At 73.1% G+C, this 18,321-nt stretch carries 19 protein-coding genes; 18 read left to right on the forward strand and 1 reads right to left on the reverse strand.

Going from position 1 to position 18,321, the window contains the following annotated elements:
* Nucleotides 1–194: 194 nt before the first annotated feature.
* The 18 genes from rho (at nucleotide 195) to ACH443_RS17940 (ending at nucleotide 17,228) form a co-directional block, all read left to right on the forward strand.
* The gene (gene rho, locus ACH443_RS17855) at nucleotides 195–2,204 is read left to right on the forward strand and encodes a transcription termination factor Rho (protein WP_430591068.1); all 2,010 of its coding nucleotides are present in this window, start codon (nucleotides 195–197) and stop codon (nucleotides 2,202–2,204) included.
* A gap of 146 nt (nucleotides 2,205–2,350) precedes the next feature.
* Nucleotides 2,351–2,560: a 50S ribosomal protein L31 gene (gene rpmE, locus ACH443_RS17860; RefSeq protein WP_429767019.1), complete on the forward strand. Its 210-nt coding sequence runs from the start codon at nucleotides 2,351–2,353 to the stop codon at nucleotides 2,558–2,560.
* A 232-nt stretch (nucleotides 2,561–2,792) separates the two neighbouring features.
* Nucleotides 2,793–3,887, forward strand: a complete 1,095-nt coding sequence (gene prfA, locus ACH443_RS17865; RefSeq protein WP_430591069.1) for a peptide chain release factor 1 — start codon at nucleotides 2,793–2,795, stop codon at nucleotides 3,885–3,887.
* Between the two features lie 22 nt (nucleotides 3,888–3,909).
* Entirely contained in the window at nucleotides 3,910–4,869 is a 960-nt protein-coding gene (gene prmC / locus ACH443_RS17870) for a peptide chain release factor N(5)-glutamine methyltransferase (RefSeq protein WP_430556970.1), read from the forward strand.
* A gap of 13 nt (nucleotides 4,870–4,882) precedes the next feature.
* Nucleotides 4,883–5,647 (forward strand): L-threonylcarbamoyladenylate synthase, encoded by a 765-nt coding sequence (locus ACH443_RS17875; RefSeq protein ID WP_429767128.1) that lies wholly within the window; start codon nucleotides 4,883–4,885, stop codon nucleotides 5,645–5,647.
* A complete protein-coding gene (locus tag ACH443_RS17880; RefSeq protein ID WP_429767014.1) occupies nucleotides 5,644–6,891 on the forward strand; it encodes a glycosyltransferase family 4 protein in 1,248 nt (415 codons plus the stop codon). The genes ACH443_RS17875 and ACH443_RS17880 overlap by 4 nt, the downstream gene beginning before the upstream one ends.
* Nucleotides 6,888–7,349, forward strand: a complete 462-nt coding sequence (locus tag ACH443_RS17885) for a hypothetical protein (protein WP_429767013.1) — start codon at nucleotides 6,888–6,890, stop codon at nucleotides 7,347–7,349. The genes ACH443_RS17880 and ACH443_RS17885 overlap by 4 nt, the downstream gene beginning before the upstream one ends.
* Nucleotides 7,350–7,715: 366 nt before the next feature.
* Nucleotides 7,716–8,399, forward strand: a complete 684-nt coding sequence (gene atpB, locus ACH443_RS17890) for a F0F1 ATP synthase subunit A (RefSeq protein ID WP_429767011.1) — start codon at nucleotides 7,716–7,718, stop codon at nucleotides 8,397–8,399.
* A 100-nt stretch (nucleotides 8,400–8,499) separates the two neighbouring features.
* On the forward strand, nucleotides 8,500–8,730 hold the full coding sequence (locus ACH443_RS17895) for an ATP synthase F0 subunit C (RefSeq protein ID WP_079569652.1): 231 nt from the start codon (nucleotides 8,500–8,502) through the stop codon (nucleotides 8,728–8,730).
* 2 nt (nucleotides 8,731–8,732) lie between these two features.
* A complete protein-coding gene (locus ACH443_RS17900; RefSeq protein ID WP_429767010.1) occupies nucleotides 8,733–9,338 on the forward strand; it encodes a F0F1 ATP synthase subunit B in 606 nt (201 codons plus the stop codon).
* Nucleotides 9,338–10,153 carry a F0F1 ATP synthase subunit delta gene (locus ACH443_RS17905; RefSeq protein ID WP_429767009.1) on the forward strand — a complete coding sequence of 272 codons (816 nt, stop codon included), beginning with the start codon at nucleotides 9,338–9,340 and terminating at the stop codon, nucleotides 10,151–10,153. The genes ACH443_RS17900 and ACH443_RS17905 overlap by 1 nt, the downstream gene beginning before the upstream one ends.
* A gap of 80 nt (nucleotides 10,154–10,233) precedes the next feature.
* Nucleotides 10,234–11,862, forward strand: a complete 1,629-nt coding sequence (gene atpA / locus ACH443_RS17910; RefSeq protein ID WP_429767007.1) for a F0F1 ATP synthase subunit alpha — start codon at nucleotides 10,234–10,236, stop codon at nucleotides 11,860–11,862.
* Nucleotides 11,863–11,864: 2 nt separating this feature from the next.
* A complete protein-coding gene (locus tag ACH443_RS17915) occupies nucleotides 11,865–12,764 on the forward strand; it encodes a F0F1 ATP synthase subunit gamma (protein WP_429767005.1) in 900 nt (299 codons plus the stop codon).
* Nucleotides 12,765–12,843: 79 nt separating this feature from the next.
* Nucleotides 12,844–14,325, forward strand: coding sequence for a F0F1 ATP synthase subunit beta (gene atpD, locus ACH443_RS17920; RefSeq protein WP_429767003.1), 1,482 nt, complete (start codon nucleotides 12,844–12,846; stop codon nucleotides 14,323–14,325).
* Between the two features lie 100 nt (nucleotides 14,326–14,425).
* Nucleotides 14,426–14,710: a F0F1 ATP synthase subunit epsilon gene (locus tag ACH443_RS17925; RefSeq protein WP_380327012.1), complete on the forward strand. Its 285-nt coding sequence runs from the start codon at nucleotides 14,426–14,428 to the stop codon at nucleotides 14,708–14,710.
* A gap of 11 nt (nucleotides 14,711–14,721) precedes the next feature.
* Nucleotides 14,722–15,141, forward strand: coding sequence for a DUF2550 domain-containing protein (locus ACH443_RS17930; protein ID WP_430556974.1), 420 nt, complete (start codon nucleotides 14,722–14,724; stop codon nucleotides 15,139–15,141).
* Nucleotides 15,142–15,181: 40 nt separating this feature from the next.
* On the forward strand, nucleotides 15,182–15,877 hold the full coding sequence (gene nucS / locus ACH443_RS17935) for an endonuclease NucS (protein ID WP_429767000.1): 696 nt from the start codon (nucleotides 15,182–15,184) through the stop codon (nucleotides 15,875–15,877).
* Nucleotides 15,878–15,938: 61 nt separating this feature from the next.
* A complete protein-coding gene (locus tag ACH443_RS17940; protein ID WP_430591070.1) occupies nucleotides 15,939–17,228 on the forward strand; it encodes an N-acetylglucosamine-6-phosphate deacetylase in 1,290 nt (429 codons plus the stop codon).
* A gap of 92 nt (nucleotides 17,229–17,320) precedes the next feature.
* Here ACH443_RS17940 and ACH443_RS17945 read toward each other — a convergent pair whose 3' ends face one another.
* On the reverse strand, nucleotides 17,321–18,319 hold the full coding sequence (locus ACH443_RS17945; RefSeq protein ID WP_429766996.1) for a LacI family DNA-binding transcriptional regulator: 999 nt from the start codon (nucleotides 18,317–18,319) through the stop codon (nucleotides 17,321–17,323).
* Between the last annotated feature and the right edge of the window lie 2 nt (nucleotides 18,320–18,321).

Raw genomic sequence — 18,321 nt, forward strand, 5'->3', positions numbered from 1 at the left:
CAGGTGCCTCGGTGGTCGCGATGCGGTGCAGGACCGCCGCGCCAGTCCCGCGAGAGGGTGAAACACCAACCCCGCCAGCCGACGTCGTCGTACCACTGATGCGAGGTTCCACGCGTCTCGGCGCTCCCCGCGCCGGACGGCAACCACCCCGGCCCCGAGATCTGCGGGCCGCATACGAGGGGGAAGGGTCCTTCGTGACGAACACCACCGACAGCCGGAACGGCGCCGCCGCATCCGGGAACCTGAGCTCGATGCGTCTGGCCGAGCTCCAGGCGCTGGCCTCCGGCATGGGCGTCAAGGGCACGTCCCGGATGCGCAAGAGCGACCTGCAGGACGCGATCCGGGCCGCCCGCGGCCAGGGCGCGCGCACCGCCGGTGCCCCGGTCGCCGCGGCGACCGCCGTGGCGCCGACGGTCCGCAGCGACGCCCCGGCCCAGTCGCCGGCCGAGCAGAGCTCCGGGCAGGCCTCGGGCGGCGCCCGCTCCCCGCGCGCCGACGGGGCCGAGGCCCCGCGCCGCTCGCGCCGGGCCACCCGCTCGGCCGGCTCGGCCGAGGGCGACGCGGCGCCGCAGCGGCGCGCGGCGGAGGCGCCCGCCGAGCAGCAGCCCTCCCGGGACGAGCAGCGCGGCAGCGAGCAGCGCGGCCAGCAGAACGACGCCGACCGCGAGGCGCGCCTCGCCCAGCTCGCGGAGGCCGTCGCGGCCCCGCGCGAGCGCGGCGGCCGCCGGTCCGGCAACGGGCAGAACGGCAACGGCCAGAACGCCGGACAGGGGCAGGGACAGGGCGAGGGTGACGGCCAGCGCTCGGGTCAGGGGCGCGGCAACGACGGCTCCGGCCAGCAGCAGCGCTCGGGCGCCCAGGGCGGCCAGCGCGACGAGCGCCCGCGGCGGGACGACGACGACGAGCGCGGTTCGCGCCGTCGCCGGGGTCGCGACCGCGGCCGGGACCGCAAGCGCAACCGCGGCGGGCGTGCGGGCGGCCCGGACGTCGCCGGCCTGGACGACGTCGAGGTGCGCGAGGACGACGTGCTGCTGCCCGTCGCCGGCGTGCTCGACATCCTCGACAACTACGCCTTCGTGCGCACGAGCGGCTACCTGCCCGGGGCGGGCGACGTCTACGTCTCCCTCAACCAGGTGAAGAAGTCCGGCATGCGCCGCGGCGACGCGATCGTCGGTGCCATCCGCCAGCCCCGCGAGGGCGAGGAGCCGCCGGCGGGCAAGAACGTCCGCAGCAAGTTCAACGCGCTCGTGCGGCTGGACTCCGTCAACGGCATGACGCCGGAGGAGGCGCGCCAGCGTCCCGAGTTCACCAAGCTGACGCCGCTGTACCCGCAGGAGCGGCTGCGGCTGGAGAACCCGGAGGCCACCCGCCTCACGCCGCGCGTGATCGACATCGTCGCCCCGATCGGCAAGGGCCAGCGCGGCCTCATCGTCGCGCCGCCCAAGGCCGGCAAGACGATCATCATGCAGCAGATCGCCAACGCGATCACCGCGAACAACCCCGAGGTCCACCTCATGGTGGTGCTCGTGGACGAGCGGCCCGAAGAGGTCACCGACATGGAGCGGACGGTCAAGGGCGAGGTCATCGCCTCGACGTTCGACCGCCCCGCGTCGGACCACACGATCGTCGCGGAGCTCGCCATCGAGCGGGCCAAGCGCCTGGTCGAGCTGGGCCAGGACGTCGTCGTGCTGCTCGACTCGCTCACCCGCCTGTCGCGCGCCTACAACCTCGCGGCGCCGGCGTCGGGCCGCATCCTGTCCGGTGGTGTCGACGCCGCGGCGCTCTACCCGCCGAAGAAGTTCTTCGGCGCGGCGCGCAACATCGAGAACGGCGGCTCGCTGACCATCCTCGCCTCGGCGCTCGTGGAGACGGGCTCGAAGATGGACGAGGTGATCTTCGAGGAGTTCAAGGGCACGGGCAACATGGAGCTGCGCCTCTCCCGCAACCTCGCGGACAAGCGGATCTTCCCGGCGGTGGACGTCAACGCGTCCGGCACCCGGCGCGAGGAGATCCTCATGTCGAAGGACGAGCTGGGCATCGTCTACAAGCTGCGCCGCGTCATGGGGGCGCTCGACCAGCAGCAGGCGATCGAGCTGCTGCTCGGCCAGCTCAAGAAGACCAAGACCAACGTCGAGTTCCTGCTGCACGTGCAGAAGACGACGCCGGCCGGGCTCTCGGACGAGAACCCGGGCGAGACGATCTGATCGTCCCGGTGCGCCGGGCCCGCGGGGCCCGGCGCACCGGGGATGTCCGGGGCGCGTCCGCGTTCTGGCACAATGGTTCGTCGGCCATCCGGTTCACGGCCCGCTGTCCTGCGGGGCGACCCGGTGGCATCACACCAAGGAGCATCATGAAGTCCGGAATCCACCCCGAGTACGTCGTCACCGAGGTGACCTGCACCTGCGGCAACACGTTCACGACCCACAGCACCGCGACCTCCGGCAAGATCAGCGTCGAGGTCTGCAGCGCCTGCCACCCGTTCTACACGGGCAAGCAGAAGATCCTCGACACCGGTGGCCGCGTCGCCCGCTTCCAGGCGCGCTACGGCAAGAAGAAGTAGCTGCCTGACCCCTGTCGGGGTCCCTGCGAACGCGCGGAGCGAAGCGAGCACGTTCGTGGGGTGGCTAGCGCCGGTGGTCCGCCCGACAACCTCTCCAGGGGCAGTCGGACGACGGACCACCGGCGCTTCTGCTTTGCCGAGGGAGTGTCGCCACCCGCCGAGGCAGTGCGTGTCCCGGTGAGGTGGTCCGCGCCGGGCCCGACGCCGCCTCGCGCCCGGACCGGGAGTACCCATGACCGACTCGTTCGCCGCCGCGCGGCCGCTGCTCGACGAGCACGCGGAGATCGAGAGCGCGCTGGCCGACCCGGCCGTGCACGCGGACGCGGGGCGCGCCCGCTCTCTCGGCCGCCGCTACGCCGAGCTGAACCAGGTCGCCGCGGCGTACCGCGCGTGGGAGCAGGCCCGCGACGACGCGGAGGCGGCCGCCGAGCTCGCCGCCGAGGACGAGGCCTTCGCGGCCGAGCTGCCGGCCCTGCGCGCCGCGGCGGACGACGCGTCCGAGCGGCTGCGGCGTGTGCTGGTGCCGCGGGACCCCGACGACGCGCGCGACGTCATCCTCGAGATCAAGGCGGGGGAGGGCGGCGACGAGTCGGCCCTCTTCGCCGGCGACCTCCTGCGCATGTACCTGCGCTACGCCGAGCGCCGCGGCTGGGCCACCCAGGTGCTCGACGCCACCGAGACCGAGCTGGGCGGCTACAAGGACGTCCAGGTCGCGGTCAAGGCGCGGAGCGTCTCCGACCCCGCCGAGGGCGTGTGGGCGAGCCTGAAGTACGAGGGCGGCGTGCATCGCGTGCAGCGCGTGCCGGTCACGGAGTCGCAGGGACGCATCCACACGTCGGCGGCCGGCGTGCTGGTGCTGCCCGAGGTGGACGATCCGGGCGAGGTGGAGATCGACCCGAACGACCTGCGCATCGACGTCTACCGGTCGTCGGGCCCGGGCGGCCAGTCCGTGAACACGACGGACTCGGCCGTCCGCATCACGCACGTCCCCACGGGGATCGTCGTGTCGATGCAGAACGAGAAGTCGCAGCTGCAGAACAAGGAGCAGGCGATGCGCGTGCTGCGCGCCCGGCTGCTCGCGGCGCAGCAGGAGGCGGCCGCCGCGGCCGCCGCCGACGTCCGGCGCTCCCAGGTGCGCACCGTGGACCGCAGCGAGCGGATCCGCACCTACAACTTCCCGGAGAACCGCATCGCGGACCACCGCACCGGGTACAAGGCGTACAACCTCGACCACGTGCTCGCGGGGGACCTCGACCCGGTGGTGCGCTCGGCGGTCGAGGCCGACGAGGCGGCGCGGCTCGCGGCCGCGGGCAGCGCCGGTGACTGACGCGACGCCCGCGGTTCCCGCCGTGCCCGCGACCGTCGGCGGGGCCGTGCGCTGGGCGACGTCGCGGCTCGGAGCAGCCGGCGTGCCCAGCCCGCGCGTCGACGCGGAGACCCTGCTCGCGCACGCCCTCGGCGTCGACCGGTCGGAGGCGCGGCGCCTCGCCGTGCTGGACCGCGTGATGCCGGACGGCGCGGCCGACCGGTTCGCCGCCGACGTCGAGCGCCGCGCGGACCGGGAGCCGCTGCAGCACCTCACCGGCGTGGCCGCCTTCCGGCACCTGGAGCTCGCCGTCGGGCCGGGCGTCTTCGTCCCGCGGCCCGAGACCGAGGAGGTCGCGCAGGTCGCGATCGACGAGGCGGTGCGCGTGGTGGCCCGCGAGGGCACGGCGGTCGTGGTCGACCTGTGCACCGGGTCGGGAGCCATCGCGCTGGCCGTCGCGACCGAGGTGCCGGGCGCCCGCGTGCACGCCGTCGAGCTCGACGCCGCGGCCCACGGGTGGGCCGCCCGGAACGTCGCCGCGGCGACGGGGGACGGGGCGGCGGACGCCGTCGTCCGCCTGCTGCGCGGCGACGCGCGCACCGCGCTGCGCGAGCTGGACGGCGCCGTCGACGTCGTCGTCTCCAACCCGCCGTACGTGCCGCCGGGCGCCGTGCCGCGCGACCCCGAGGTGGCCGACCACGACCCGGCCGTGGCGCTCTACGGCCTGGGCGACGACGGGCTGGAGGTGCCCCGCGGAGTGACCGCCGCCGCGGCGCGGCTGCTGCGGCCCGGCGGTCTGTACGTCATGGAGCACGCGGAGGTGCAGGCTGCCGCGGCGCGCGCGATGGTGGCGGGCACGACCGGGTTCGGCCCCGCGAGCACGCGCGAGGACCTCACCGGCCGGCCGCGGATGGTGGTGGCGCGCCGCTGCGGCGGTACGCGCGAGCACCTGGCCACCGACCCGGACGGCCGGCCGGGGGCCGGCCGAACCGTGACAGACTGAGCCCGTGAGCAGCGTGCACGACGTCACCGACCCGAACACCTGGGGCCCTGCGATCGACGAGGCGGTGAACACGGTCTCGCGCGGCGGCCTGCTGGTGCTGCCGACCGACACCGTCTACGGGATCGGCGCCGACGCCTTCGACGCGGAGGCCGTCGCGGCCCTGCTCGCGGCCAAGGGCCGCGGGCGCCAGATGCCCCCGCCCGTCCTCATCCCGGACGTCCGCACCCTCGACGGGCTCGCCACCGAGGTCCCCGACGACGCGCGCAAGCTGGCCGAGGCGTTCTGGCCGGGCGGGCTCACGATCATCCTGCAGGCGCAGCCCTCGCTGCAGTGGGACCTGGGGGAGACGCACGGCACCGTCGCGCTCCGCATGCCCGACCACCCGGCCGCGCTGGCGCTGCTGCGGCGCACGGGCCCGCTCGCGGTGTCGAGCGCCAACGCCACCGGCAACCCGGCGGCCCTCGAGGTCGCCGACGCGCAGGCGCAGCTCGGGGACGCGGTGACCGTCTACCTCGACGGCGGGGACGCGCCCGGCGGGGTCGCCTCGACCATCGTCGACGCCACCGGAGAGCAGCTGCGCGTGGTGCGCCAGGGCGCGATCACGCTCGAGGCGCTGAACGACGTCGCGCCCGTGCGGGGCGTCGACGAGCCGGTCGAGGAGCCCGCCACCGAGACCACTGCCGAGACCGCTGACGCGTCGACCGAGCCTGCCGACGAGAGCACGCCCGCCCGGACCGAGGAGCAGAGCTCCGCCCCCGCGGAGGAGTCCGCCGGGTGAGGGCCTATCTGCTCCTGCTGCTCGTCTCGGCGGCGGTCACCTACCTCGCCACGCCGGGCGCGCGGTGGGTCGCGCGCCGCACGAACGCGATCACCGCGGTGCGGGCGCGCGACGTGCACGTGCAGCCGACGCCCCGGCTGGGCGGCCTCGCGATGCTCCTCGGGATCGTCGTCGCGGTGGTGCTGGCCTCGCAGATGCCGTTCCTCGCGGGCGTCTTCGAGACCGGCCCGCAGGCGTGGGGCATCGTGGGCGGCGCCGTCATCGTCTGCCTGCTCGGCTGGGCCGACGACGTGTGGGACCTGGACTGGATGACCAAGCTCGCCGGGCAGGTGCTCGCGGCGGGGTTCATGGCCCTCCAGCAGGTCCAGCTCACGTCGCTGCCCACCCCGGACTGGCTGTTCATCACCTCGTCGAGGATCTCGCTGTTCCTGACGATCCTGGTGGTCGTCGTGGCGATGAACGCGGTGAACTTCGTCGACGGCCTGGACGGGCTGGCCGCGGGCCTGATCGCGATCGGCGGCTCCGCCTTCCTGCTGTACACCTACGGGCTGACCCAGCAGGCGACGCCGGAGAACTACGCCAACCTCGCGACGCTCATGATGGCCGTGCTGGTCGGCGCGTGTCTCGGGTTCCTGCCGCACAACTTCTTCCCGTCGCACATCTTCATGGGCGACTCGGGCTCGATGGTGCTCGGCCTGGTCTTCGCCGGCTCGGCCATCACGATCACGGGGAACGTCGACCCGGTCTCGATGGGGGCGACGCTCTCCGGCGCGCAGCGCGTGCCCCTGTTCATCCCGCTGCTGCTGCCGGTCGCGGTGGTGCTGCTGCCGCTCCTCGACATGGTGATGGCCGTGATCCGTCGCCTCGCGGCGGGCAAGTCGCCGTTCCATCCCGACCGCATGCACCTGCACCACCGGATGCTGGCGCTCGGCCACTCCCACCGGCGCGCGGTGCTGATCCTCTACGTGTGGGCCGCCGTCTTCTCCTTCGGCGTCGCCGCCCTCGTGCTCTGGGACTGGAAGGCCGTTCTTGCCGGCCTCGGCGTCGCCGTGGTGGTGGCGCTGCTCCTCACCCTCGGCCCGCTGCGCACCCGCGGCCGTTTCCTGGACGACGACGTCGCCACCGGCAGCCACCCGGCGGTCGTGGCGGCGCACCCGGCGCCCGCGCCGCACCGTTCCCCGACCCCGCCGCCGGCCGGCCCGGCCGCGCCCACCCTGACGACGCACGAAGGACGCCCCCGATGACGACGCCCGACGCTCCCGGCCCGACGCCCGACCCTGCCGCCGCGGACGAGCACGCCACCGACGCCGAGCGGCGGGTGCTGCGGACCGCGCTGCGGGACACGATGCTGCTGGTCGGCGCCCTGGTGGTGCTGGGCGGCGGCATCGGCCTGCTGGTCGCCGGCCTGCCCGGGTTGTGGGGCGCCCTGGTGGGCGCCGCGATCGCGGCCTTCTTCTGCGCCACGACGATCTGGTCGATGATGCGCACCGTCGGGTCGAGCCCCGCGCGCATGGCCGCGTTCGTCATGGGCGCCTGGGTGGCCAAGATCGTCGTGCTCATCGTGGTGCTGGCGCTGCTCCAGGGCGCCACGTTCTACGCGCCGTGGGTGCTGATCGCCGTGCTCGCCGTCGGGGCGATCGGGTCCGCGCTGCTCGACTACCGCGCGGTGAACAGCGGCCGCGTGCCCTACGTGCAGCCCTGATCGCGCCGTCCGACCGAGCCTTTGACCAGGGTGCTTGCGCCGGGCGACCATTCGTCGCCGGGGGCAACATCGTGCGCTTCTTCACAAGCCGCGAGATCTGGCCGGAAAAACTGCTCCGCGATGTCGGAGCACCTGTGAACATCCGGTAGGCTGTCCGCGAATCCATGACGGCCAGGTCCGATGGCGTGCCCTCCCAGGAGTGGAGCGCCCGGACCGTACGACCTCCGGGAGAACCCCCTGTCTACGCCAGCGATCCCCCTGCTGCTTGCCGCCGAAGGTGACGGCGAGTTCCACGCGCCGACGATCGCGGACTTCTTCCCGCCGGCCATCTTCTTCGAGGGCACTCCCTTCGAGTTCAACCGGATCATGCTGGTCCGCGTCATCATGGCCACCGTCCTGCTGGTGGTGTTCTGCCTCGCAGCCCGGCGCGCCCGCCTGGTGCCCGGCCGGTTCCAGAACGCGGTCGAGATGATCCTCGACTTCGTGCGCAACTCGATCGCCATCGAGGTGCTGGGCCAGGAGAACGGCCGCAAGTACTTCAAGCTGCTCGCGACGATCTTCTGCACGGTCCTCGTGATGAACATCGCCGCGGTGATCCCGTTCCTCAACATCGCGGGCACCTCCGTGATCGGCCTGCCGATCGTGCTCGCCGCGTGGACGTACGTCATGTATCTCTCCGCGGGGGTCAAGGCGCACGGTCTGGGTGGCTACCTCAAGAACTCTCTCTTCCCGCCGGGTGTGCCGAAGCCGCTCTACGTGCTGCTCGTGCCGATCGAGGCGCTGCAGGTCTTCGTCCTGCGCCCCGCGACGCTCGTCATCCGGCTCCTGGCGAACATGGTCGCCGGGCACCTCATGCTCGCGATCTGCTTCGCGGCCACGTCGTTCTTCCTCTTCGACTCGGCCGGCGCGATGAAGCTGTTCGGCGCGGGCACGTTCGTGGCCGGCGCGGCGTTCTTCTTCTTCGAGGTCTTCGTGGCCGCCCTGCAGGCGTACGTCTTCGCGATCCTCACCGCCGTGTACCTCAACATGTCCGTCGAGGCGGAGCACTGACCGTCTCGCGGTTCCCGGCCTAGCCGGACCCGTCCTACCAACTGCACCCAGAAAGCGACGCCGGGCCACCGTGGTCCGGCGCCCAACGGAAGGAAACCCAGTGGACGTCACCACCCTCGCCGAGGTCACCGGAAACATCGGCACCGTCGGTTACGGCCTCGCGGCGGTCGGCCCGGGCATCGGCCTCGGCATCCTCATCGGCAAGACGATCGAGGGCATGGCTCGCCAGCCCGAGGTCTCCGGCCAGCTCCGTACCACGATGTTCATCGGTATCGCCTTCGTCGAGGTGCTCGCGCTCCTCGGCCTGGTGGCCGGCTTCATCGTTCCGTGATGATGACCTCTTCCCTGAACACCTCCACGCCGGCGGTCCTCGCCGCCGAGGGGACCGAGCAGAACATCCTGCTGCCGCACACGTACGACATCGTGTGGTCGCTGATCATCGTGATCATCGTCGGGTTCGTGTTCTACCGGTACGTCCTGCCCAAGTTCCAGGCCGTGCTGGACGAGCGCACCGCGAAGATCGAGGGCGGCATCGCCAAGGCGGAGAAGGCCCAGGAAGAGGCCGCGGAGGCGCTGAAGGAGTACCACCAGCAGCTCGCCGAGGCCCGTGCCGACGCCGCGAAGACCCGCGAGGAGGCGCGCGCCGAGGGCACCGCCATCGTCGCGGAGCTCCGCACCAAGGCGCACGAGGAGGCCTCGCGCATCGTCGAGACCGCCCACCGCCAGATCGAGGCGGAGCGCCAGACGGCGGCTGTCTCGCTGCGCGCCGAGGTCGGCGAGCTGGCCACCGAGCTGGCGTCCAAGATCGTCGGCGAGTCGCTGCAGGACTCCGCGCGCCAGTCGCGCGTGGTCGACCGCTTCCTCGACGAGCTCGAGGCCGCGGGCGACGAGTCGCGCACGGCGGCGCCGGTCGGCAACTCGGTCGGCAAGGAGGGCTGATGCGGGGCACCAGCGGAGCATCCCTCGCGGCGGCGCAGGAGCGGTTCGAGCCGGTCCTGCGGTCCGCCGGGTCCGACGCGAAGGCGCTCGGCGAGCAGCTGTTCGCCGTCGTCGCCGCCCTGGACTCCTCCGGGCCGCTGCGCCGGTCGCTCGCCGACCCGTCGCGCGACCCGGAGGACCGTGCGGCCCTGGCCGGCCGCGTGCTGGCCGGGGGCTTCGACGAGCGCGTCGTGGACCTCGTCACGGGGCTGGCGCGGTCGCGCTGGTCCGGCGACCGGGACCTCGCGGACGCCGTCGAGCGTCTCGGGCTCGACGCCGTGCTGGCGTCCGCCGAGGCGCGGGGCACCCTCGAGACGGTCGAGGACGAGCTGTTCCGGCTGACCCGGGCGCTCGTCGGGCAGCGTGAGGCGCGCCAGGTGCTCTCGGACTCCACGACGGAACCCGGGCGCCGCGCGCAGCTCGTCGACTCCCTGCTCACGGGCAAGGTGGACGACGTGACGCTCGTGCTCGCCCGCCGCGCCACGACCGCCCTGCGCGGCCGCCGCTTCGTGGCGACGCTGCTGTGGTACGGGGAGATCGCCGCCGAGCGTCGTCGCCGGCTCGTGGCCACGGTCACGAGCGGCAGCGTGCTCAGCCAGCCCCAGCAGGACCGGCTCGCCGGGCTGCTCGAGCGTGCCTACGGGCGCGCCGTGCAGCTCAACGTCACGGTCGACGCCGCCGTCATCGGCGGCCTGCGCATCCAGGTCGGCGCCGACGTCGTCGACTCCACCGTGCTGTCCCGCCTGGCCGACGCCCGTCGCCGGCTGGCCGGCTGAACCCCTAGGCCCAGCGCCGGCCCCGGTCGGCTACGCAGAACGTGAGGCCGCGCGATACGCGGCCACGACAGGAGAGAGCAATGGCTGAGCTGACGATCCGGCCGGAGGAGATCCGCGCCGCTCTGGACAGCTTCGTGAAGTCGTACGAGCCCGAGGGCGCGGTCAGCGAGGAGGTCGGCCGCGTCACCGTCGCCGCCGACGGCATCGCCTACGTCGAGGGTCTCCCCGGCGCGATGGCGAACGAGCTGCTGCGGTTCGAGGACGGCACGCTCGGCCTCGCCCTGAACCTGGACGTCCGGGAGATCGGCGTCGTCGTCCTCGGCGAGTTCACGGGCATCGAGGAGGGGCAGGAGGTCCGCCGCACCGGCGAGGTCCTGTCCGTCCCCGTGGGCGAGGGCTACCTCGGCCGCGTCGTCGACCCGCTGGGCAACCCGATCGACGGCCTGGGCGACATCGAGAGCGAGGGCCGCCGCGCCCTCGAGCTCCAGGCGCCCGGCGTCATGCAGCGCAAGTCGGTGCACGAGCCGCTGCAGACCGGCATGAAGGCGATCGACTCGATGATCCCGATCGGTCGCGGTCAGCGTCAGCTGATCATCGGCGACCGGCAGACCGGCAAGACCGCGATCGCGATCGACACGATCATCAACCAGAAGGCCAACTGGGAGTCGGGCGACCCGAGCAAGCAGGTCCGCTGCATCTACGTCGCCGTCGGCCAGAAGGGCTCGACGATCGCCTCCGTGCGCGGCGCCCTCGAGGAGGCCGGCGCGCTCGAGTACACGACGATCGTCGCCGCCCCGGCGTCCGACCCGGCGGGCTTCAAGTACATCGCCCCCTACACCGGCTCGGCCATCGGCCAGCACTGGATGTACCAGGGCAAGCACGTGCTGGTCATCTTCGACGACCTGTCGAAGCAGGCCGAGGCCTACCGCGCCGTGTCGCTGCTGCTGCGCCGCCCGCCGGGCCGCGAGGCGTACCCCGGCGACGTCTTCTACCTGCACTCCCGTCTGCTCGAGCGCTGCGCCAAGCTCTCGGACGACCTGGGCGCGGGCTCGATGACCGGCCTGCCGATCATCGAGACCAAGGCGAACGACGTCTCGGCGTACATCCCGACCAACGTCATCTCCATCACCGACGGCCAGATCTTCCTGCAGTCGGACCTCTTCAACGCCGACCAGCGCCCGGCGGTCGACGTCGGCATCTCCGTCTCCCGAGTCGGTGGTGACGCGCAGATCAAGGCGATGAAGAAGGTCTCCGGCACGCTGAAGCTCGAGCTGGCGCAGTTCCGCTCGCTCGAGGCCTTCGCGATGTTCGCGTCCGACCTCGACGCGGCGTCGCGCGGCCAGCTGGCCCGCGGTGCGGTGCTCATGGAGCTGCTCAAGCAGCCCCAGTACACGCCGTACCCGGTCGAGGACCAGGTCGCGTCCGTGTGGGCCGGCACCAAGGGCAAGCTCGACGACGTCCCCGTCGAGGACGTCAAGCGGTTCGAGTCCGAGATGCTCGACCACCTGCGTCGCCACACCTCGGTGCTCTCCACGATCGCCGAGACCGGCAAGCTGGAGCAGGACACCGAGGACGCGCTGGCCGCGGCCGTCGAGGACGTGCGCAACGGCTTCCTCAAGGCCGACGGCACCCCGCTCGTCGGTGGCGACGACGAGGGCGACTCCGCGGACGTCGAGCAGGAGCAGCTCGTCGTGCAGAAGAAGGCCTGAGCATGGCCGGTGGAGCCCAGCGCATCTACAAGCAGCGGATCAAGTCGACGCAGTCGCTGAAGAAGATGTTCCGCGCGCAGGAGCTGATCGCGGCCTCCCGCATCGGCAAGGCGCGGGCGCGCACCGCCGCGGCGTCGCCGTACGAGCGTGCCATCACCCGCGCTGTGTCGGCCGTGGCGACGCACACGTCGACCAAGCACCCCCTGACGAGCGAGCGGCACGACACGGACCGCGTCGCGGTCCTCGTGATCGCCTCCGACCGCGGCATGGCCGGCGCCTACTCGGCGTCGATCATCCGGGAGGCGGAGCGCCTGATCGCCCAGCTGCAGGGCGAGGGCAAGCAGGTCGAGCTCTACGCGACCGGCCGGCGCGCCGTCTCGTACTACGGCTACCGCGGGCGCCAGCTCGCGGGGCAGTGGTCGTACGGCTCGGACAGCCCGGACTCGGACGTCGCCGGCGAGATCGCCGAGACCCTGCTCGGGGCGTTCCTCGCCCCGGCGGACGAGGGCGGCGTCGGTGAGCTGCACGTCGTGTACACGCAGTTCGTCAACATGGTCACGCAGCGGCCGCGCGTCGTGCGGATGCTCCCGCTCGAGGTCGTCGAGGGCGTCGCCGCACCCGGCGAGCACGAGACGTTCCCGCTGTACGACTTCGAGCCGTCGCCGGAGAGCGTCCTCGACGCCCTCCTGCCGCGCTACGTCCGCAGCCGCATCTTCAGCTTCATGCTCGACGCCGCGGCGTCGGAGCTGGCCGCGCGCCAGCGGGCGATGCACACGGCGACGGACAACGCCGAGGACCTGATCCGCACCTACACGCGCCTGGCGAACCAGGCCCGCCAGGCGGACATCACCCAGGAGATCAGCGAGATCGTCTCGGGTGCCGACGCCCTCGCGGCGTCATGACGCCGGCCATGGCAGCAGCCCAGCCGGCTCTGACGACCGTACTGACATCCGCAACGTTCCTTTCGAAGCGAGGCAAGCAATGACCGCCACCACCGTGGAAGCCCCGGTCGAGCACCAGAGCGGACCCGGCGTGGGCCGTGTCGCGCGCGTGATCGGCCCCGTCGTCGACATCGAGTTCCCCGAGGACGCGATCCCCGACATCTACAACGCCCTGACGGTCGACATCGACCTGTCGTCGCAGGGCGAGGGGGAGAAGTCCTTCGCCCTCATGCTCGAGGTCGCCCAGCACCTCGGCGACGGCCTGGTCCGCGCCATCGCGCTGAAGCCGACCGACGGCCTCGTGCGCGGCTCCGCCGTCACCGACACGGGCGCGCCCATCAGCGTGCCGGTCGGCGACATCACCAAGGGCAAGGTCTTCAACGTGACCGGCGACGTCCTCAACCTCGCCGAGGGTGAGAAGCTCGAGGTCACCGAGCGCTGGCCGATCCACCGCAAGCCCCCGGCCTTCGACCAGCTCGAGTCGAAGACCGAGATGTTCGAGACCGGCATCAAGTCGATCGACCTTCTCACCCCGTACGTGCAGGGTGGCAAGATCGGCCTCTTCGGTGGTGCGGGCGTCGGCAAGACGGTCCTCATCCAGGAGATGATCCAGCGCGTCGCGCAGGACCACGGCGGTGTGTCCGTGTTCGCCGGCGTCGGTGAGCGCACCCGTGAGGGCAACGACCTCATCGCCGAGATGGAGGAGGCCGGCGTCTTCGACAAGACGGCCCTGGTCTTCGGCCAGATGGACGAGCCGCCGGGCACGCGTCTGCGCGTCGCCCTGTCCGCGCTGACGATGGCGGAGTACTTCCGCGACGTGCGCAAGCAGGACGTGCTGCTCTTCATCGACAACATCTTCCGGTTCACGCAGGCCGGCTCCGAGGTGTCGACCCTGCTGGGCCGCATGCCGTCCGCGGTGGGCTACCAGCCCAACCTGGCCGACGAGATGGGCCTCCTGCAGGAGCGCATCACCTCGACGCGCGGTCACTCGATCACCTCGCTGCAGGCGATCTACGTGCCGGCGGACGACTACACCGACCCGGCGCCGGCGACCACGTTCGCCCACCTGGACGCGACGACCGAGCTCTCCCGCGAGATCGCGTCGAAGGGTCTGTACCCGGCGATCGACCCGCTGACCTCGACGTCCCGCATCCTCGACCCGCGCTACGTGGGCCAGGAGCACTACGACGTCGCCACCCAGGTCAAGTCGATCCTGCAGCGCAACAAGGAGCTGCAGGACATCATCGCGATCCTCGGTGTGGACGAGCTCTCGGAGGAGGACAAGACGGTCGTCGCGCGTGCGCGCCGCATCCAGCAGTTCCTCTCCCAGAACACCTACATGGCGAAGAAGTTCACCGGCGTGGAGGGTTCCACCGTGCCGCTGAGCGAGACCATCGAGGCGTTCAAGAAGATCGCCGAGGGCGAGTTCGACCACATCGCCGAGCAGGCGTTCTACAACATCGGCGGCCTCGAGATGCTCGAGGAGAACTGGGCCCGGATCCAGAAGGAGTACGGGGCCTGACGGTCTCGTCCCGCCGCGTCGCCGCGCCGGGAGGCACCGCCTCCCGGCGCGGCGACGCGACCGCCTGACGAACCCGCACGATCGGAAAGAGGACATGGAGATGGCAGAGCTGAACGTGGACCTCGTCGCGTCCGACCGCAAGGTCTGGTCCGGCGCGGCGCGCGAGGTCAGCGCCCCGTCCGTCGACGGCCAGGTCGGCATCCTCGCCGGCCACGCCCCGCTCCTCGCGGTGCTGCGCCCGGGCACGGTCAAGGTGTCGACGGCCCACGGGACCGCGGTCGAGGCGCACGTCACCGGCGGCTTCGTCTCCGTCGACGGCAACCTCGTGACGATCGTCGTCGACGAGGTCTCGGAGCTGTCCGGCCGCGAGCCGGCGCTGCGCTGAGGCAGGTGCCGGTGGCGTACGCAGTCTGGTCCGCGGTGGCTCTCGTCGTCGCGCTCGGACTGGTGCTCGCCGCCGGCGCCTCCCGCCTGCGGACCCTCTCCCGGAGGGTCGGCTCCTTCCCCTGCCACGCACGCCCCGCGGACGACCCGCAGGCCGCGTGGATGGTGGGGATCGCCCACTACGCCGTGGGCCGTATCGACTGGTGGCGCGGGTGGTCGCTCGCGCCGCGCCCGGCGCGCGTCTGGCGCCGCGACGGGCTCTCGATCACCGGCCGCGCCCCGCTCGACCAGGCCGGGCAGCCCGACCAGGTGCTGGTGCGCTGCCGCTACGACGGCACCGACTTCGAGCTGCTGATGTCCTCCGGCGCGTACGCCGGGCTCGCGTCGTGGCTCGAGTCCGCGCCCCCGGGGCGCCGCGACCTGGTCCTGTAGAGCACCGCCACAGCACCCGCCACGAACGAAGAGGGGGACCGTGCGTCTCGTCGTCGCCCGCTGCTCGGCCCGGTACACCGGCCGGCTCACCGCCCACCTGCCGCTGGCCTCGCGGCTCCTCGTCGTCAAGGCGGACGGCAGCGTGCTGCTGCACTCCGACGGCGGCTCCTACAAGCCGCTCAACTGGATGAGCCCGCCGTGCTCGACGGCGGTCGGCGAGCCCGACGACGAGGCGCGGGGGCGCGGCGTCACCCAGGTCTGGACGGTGCAGCACCAGAAGTCCGACGACCGCCTGGAGATCGAGCTGCACGAGGTGGAGCACGACTCCGCCCACGACCTCGGCGTCGACCCCGGCCTCGTGAAGGACGGCGTGGAGGCGCACCTGCAGGAGCTGCTGGCCGCGCAGATCCACCTCCTCGGCGCGGGCCACTCCCTCGTGCGCCGTGAGTACATGACGGCGATCGGACCGGTCGACATCCTGGCCCGCGACGCCGCCGGCGCGACCGTGGCGGTCGAGCTCAAGCGCCGCGGCGACATCGACGGCGTCGAGCAGCTGACCCGCTACCTCGAGCTCCTCAACCGCGACCCGCTGCTCGCCCCGGTGCGCGGCGTCTTCGCCGCGCAGGAGATCAAGCCGCAGGCGCGCGTGCTCGCGACGGACCGGGGGATCGAGTGCCTGGTGCTGGACTACGACGCGATGCGCGGCGTGGACGACGTGGACTCGCGCCTCTTCTGAGACCTTCCGGAGTTTGTCAGGAAGGTTTCGCAATCCACCAGCCCTGCGGCAGGATGGGCCCATGAGCGCTGCCACCCCCACGGCCCCCCTCTCCGACTTCGGCGCGCCGGTCGCGCTGCGCGGTCGCGTCGTGACGCCGCAGGACGACGTCGAGGACGGCGCGGTCGTCGTCGCGGACGGCCTCGTGCGCTGGGTGGGGCCCGTCGTGGCGGCCGAGCACGCCGACGCGGAGGTCGCCGCCGCGGTGGCCGCGGCCCTCGCCCCCGAGCCCGGCACCGTGCTGCTGCCCGGTCTCGTGGACCTGCACAACCACGGCGGGGGCGGCGTCGGCTTCCCCGACGCGACGACCGCCGACGACGCGCTGGTCGCGGTGCTCGAGCACCGCCGGCACGGCACCACGACGATGCTCGCCTCCCTCGTCACGGCCGACCGCGAGACCCTGCTGGCCCGGGCGGGCCTGCTCGCCGGCCTCGCCGACGCGGGCGAGATCGCGGGGATCCACGCCGAGGGGCCGTTCCTGTCGCACGAGCGGCGGGGCGCGCAGAGCCCGGACGACCTCGTCCCGGGCGACGTCCGCCTCGTGCGCGACCTCGTCGAGGCGTCGCGCGGGCACCTGCGCACCATGACCGTGGCCCCCGAGGTCGACGGCGTGGTCGGGGCCGACGGCGCGGCCGACGCGCTCGTGGCCGCGGGCGTCGTGCCGTCCCTCGGGCACACCGACGCCACCACGGAGCAGGCGGAGGAGCTCCTCGCGCAGGTGGCCGCGGCCCTCGCCGCCGCTGCCGAGGCGGGCGAGGCCCCTGCACGCGAGATGACCGCCACCCACCTGTTCAACGGGATGCGCCCCCTGCACCACCGCGCGCCGGGGCCGATCGCCGCGTGCCTCGCGGCCGCCGCCCGCGGCGAGCTCGTCGTGGAGCTGATCGCCGACGGCGTCCACCTGGCGCCGGCGACCGTGCGGACGGTCGTGGAGACGGTCGGGGCCGACCAGGTCGCGCTCGTCACGGACGCGATGGCGGCCGCCGGCATGGCCGACGGCTCCTACGAGCTGGGGCCGATGGCGGTGACCGTGCGCGACGGCGTCGCCCGCCTCGCCGATCCGGGCGACCCCGACGGCGGCGCGATCGCGGGCGGCACGGCGCACCTGGTCGACGTCGTGCGCGACACCGTCGCGGCGGGCGTCCCGCTCGTCGACGCCGTGCGCTCCGCGTCCTGGGTGCCGGCGCGCGTGCTGGGCCTCACCGACGTCGGCGGCCTCGTCGTGGGCCGGCGCGCGGACGTCGTCGTCACCGACGGCGACCTGCGCGTGCGGCGCGTGCTGCGCGGCGGCGTCGACGTGCCGCTCGGCTGAGCGCGGCCCTCCGCAGCGCTGCTCTCCAGCAGGCGATCCGCCGCGCCGTCGGAACCGATGACGCGCCCCCGCGCCGTCGCGGAGCCGCGGTCCTACCGTCGAGCGGTGCTCCCGCGGGTGGTCAGCACGGGCGCGAGCAGCCGGGTCTCGGCAGGCCGGCCGTCGTCGAGCCGACCCATGACGATGTCCACGGCGAGGCTCCCGATGGTCGACGCGGGCAGGTCGATGGCGGTCATCGGCATCGCCTGCGCGAGCGCGACGTCCTCGGGGCACAGCGCGATCACCGACACGTCCTCGGGCACGGCTCGGCCGGACTCGCGCAGCCGGGACAGGACGTGGGGAAGTGCGCGCTCGTTGTGCACGAAGAGCCCGCTGGTGCCGGGGGCGTCGGCGAGGAGCTCGTCGACGACGCGGGCGACCTCGGCGGGCGCGCCCGGGCACGCGACGACCCGCGCGTCCAGGCCCTGCTCCGGTGCGGCCTCCGCGAAGCCGCGCATCACGCGGTCCACGTACGACGTGTGCCGGTCCACGACCTCCGGCGGGGCGCCGAGCATCGCGACGGTGCGGTGCCCCAGCTCGGCCAGGTGGCGCGCGGCGAGCCGCCCGGCGGACTCGAAGTCCAGGTCCACGCACGACAGCCCCGAGGCGTCGCGCGGCAGCCCCACCAGCACCGACGGCTGCCTCGACCGGGTGAGGATCGGGATGCGCGCGTCGTCGGCCTCCACGTCCATGACGACGAGGGCGTCGACCATCGACCCGTTCGTGGCGCGCTCCAGACCCTCGAGGTCGTCCTGGGTGAGCAGCAGGACGTCGTGCGCGTGCTCCCGCGCCCGGGTGACGACGCCGCCCGCGAACTGCATGATCACGGGCACGTCGATGCCGGAGCGCAGCGGGATCATGAGCCCGATGACCTCGGTGCGCGCCGACGCGAGGGCCCGTGCCCCGGCGTGCGGGCGGTAGCCCAGCGTCGCGATCGCCTGCTCGACGCGCCGGCGCGTGGGCGCGGAGATGGACCGCTTGCCGGAGAGCACGTAGGAGACGGTCGACGCCGAGACTCCCGCCGCCTTGGCGACGTCCTCGATGGTGGCCACGG

The sequence above is a fragment of the Isoptericola sp. NPDC019571 genome, from assembly GCF_044389385.1.
GTDB lineage: Bacteria > Actinomycetota > Actinomycetes > Actinomycetales > Cellulomonadaceae > Isoptericola > Isoptericola nanjingensis.

Excerpts from the sequence above, each read along its gene's own strand:
- ACH443_RS17925 (WP_380327012.1), top strand. The coding sequence starts at position 14,426 with ATGGCAGAGCTGAACGTGGACCTCGTCGCGTCCGACCGCAAGGTCTGG.
- atpB (WP_429767011.1), top strand. The coding sequence starts at position 7,716 with ATGCTGGTCCGCGTCATCATGGCCACCGTCCTGCTGGTGGTGTTCTGC.
- ACH443_RS17915 (WP_429767005.1), top strand. The coding sequence starts at position 11,865 with ATGGCCGGTGGAGCCCAGCGCATCTACAAGCAGCGGATCAAGTCGACG.
- atpA (WP_429767007.1), top strand. The coding sequence starts at position 10,234 with ATGGCTGAGCTGACGATCCGGCCGGAGGAGATCCGCGCCGCTCTGGAC.
- ACH443_RS17905 (WP_429767009.1), top strand. The coding sequence starts at position 9,338 with ATGCGGGGCACCAGCGGAGCATCCCTCGCGGCGGCGCAGGAGCGGTTC.
- ACH443_RS17940 (WP_430591070.1), top strand. The coding sequence starts at position 15,939 with ATGAGCGCTGCCACCCCCACGGCCCCCCTCTCCGACTTCGGCGCGCCG.
- rpmE (WP_429767019.1), top strand. The coding sequence starts at position 2,351 with ATGAAGTCCGGAATCCACCCCGAGTACGTCGTCACCGAGGTGACCTGC.
- atpD (WP_429767003.1), top strand. The coding sequence starts at position 12,844 with ATGACCGCCACCACCGTGGAAGCCCCGGTCGAGCACCAGAGCGGACCC.
- prfA (WP_430591069.1), top strand. The coding sequence starts at position 2,793 with ATGACCGACTCGTTCGCCGCCGCGCGGCCGCTGCTCGACGAGCACGCG.
- ACH443_RS17900 (WP_429767010.1), top strand. The coding sequence starts at position 8,733 with ATGACCTCTTCCCTGAACACCTCCACGCCGGCGGTCCTCGCCGCCGAG.
- ACH443_RS17885 (WP_429767013.1), top strand. The coding sequence starts at position 6,888 with ATGACGACGCCCGACGCTCCCGGCCCGACGCCCGACCCTGCCGCCGCG.